Here is a 1,106-nt window from a genome sequence, read left to right on the forward strand (position 1 = left end):
TGCGGCTGCGCCCGCGCAACAACGGCGGCACCAGTTTCGAGTGCTGGCTGCCCGCGTCCGAGCCGCCGCGCTCGCCGGGCGAGGCGGACGTGGCGGACGCAGCGGCCGAACAGGCGGCGCTAGACGCCCTCGCGCCGGAGGGCGCCCAAGCCCAAGCCCAAGCCCAAGCCCAAGCCCAAGCCCAAGAGCCGCACGGCACCGGCGCGCAGGCAGCCACTTCAAACGGCACCGCCGCGGCGCGGGGGACGCCATGAGCCTGCGCGTGCTGCTGGTGGAGGACGACCGCGAGCTGCGCGCCACGCTGCGCGACGCGCTGGCGGTGGAGGGCTACGAGGTCGTCACCGCGGCCAGCCTGGCCGAGGGCCTGGCGCTGCTCGCGAACCTGGGCAAGCGCCCCCGCCACGCGGGCGACGCGGGCGTGGACCTGGTGCTGCTGGATTTGGGTTTGCCTGACGGCGAGGGCGAGACGCTGCTGGCTGCCCTGCGCAGGCGGCACGCGCTGCCGCTGATCGTGATTTCCGCGCGCGAGAGCGACGGCCAGAAGATCCGGCTGCTGGACGCCGGCGCGGACGACTACCTTGTGAAACCCTTCGGCATCGGCGAGCTGCTGGCGCGCATGCGCGTGGCGCTGCGCCACCACGGCACGCGGCTGGCGCCGGCCGTGCTGCGCTATGCGCGCGGCGGGCTGCTGGTGGACCTGGAGCGTCGCGAGGTGCGCCTGGACGGCGCGGCCGTGCACCTCACGCCCACCGAGTTCGAGCTGCTGGCGCGCCTGGTGCGCAGCGCCGGCCGCGTGGTGACGCACCGCCAGTTGCTGGTGGACGTGTGGGGCGCGCAGCACGCCGCGGACACGCACTACCTGCGCCTGTACATGGGCCAGTTGCGCGCCAAGCTGGAGGCCGAGCCGGCCGAGCCGCAACTGCTGCTCACCGAGCCGGGCGTGGGCTACCGGCTGGCCGAGGCGCAGGCGCCGGACGGCGCGGCCGGGGCGGCGTCGCACGGCTGATCCTTATGCGTTCCTGATGCCCCGCGCGCCAAGCTGGCGCGCATGGACATTCACCCAGCTCCCTCCCTGCCCGCGGCCGGCCTGGCCGCCGCGCCGGCCG

At 75.4% G+C, this 1,106-nt stretch carries 2 protein-coding genes; both read left to right on the forward strand.

The window, feature by feature from the left end:
• On the forward strand, positions 1-254 hold a 254-nt coding region (locus tag SM757_RS34875; RefSeq protein ID WP_322468847.1), incomplete at its 5' end, for a hypothetical protein.
• The gene (locus tag SM757_RS34880) at positions 251-1,006 is read left to right on the forward strand and encodes a winged helix-turn-helix domain-containing protein (protein WP_322468848.1); all 756 of its coding nucleotides are present in this window, start codon (positions 251-253) and stop codon (positions 1,004-1,006) included. The genes SM757_RS34875 and SM757_RS34880, both read left to right, overlap by 4 nt.
• Positions 1,007-1,106: the final 100 nt, after the last annotated feature.

It is taken from the genome of Azohydromonas lata (assembly GCF_034427735.1).
GTDB classification, from domain to species: domain Bacteria; phylum Pseudomonadota; class Gammaproteobacteria; order Burkholderiales; family Burkholderiaceae_C; genus Azohydromonas; species Azohydromonas lata.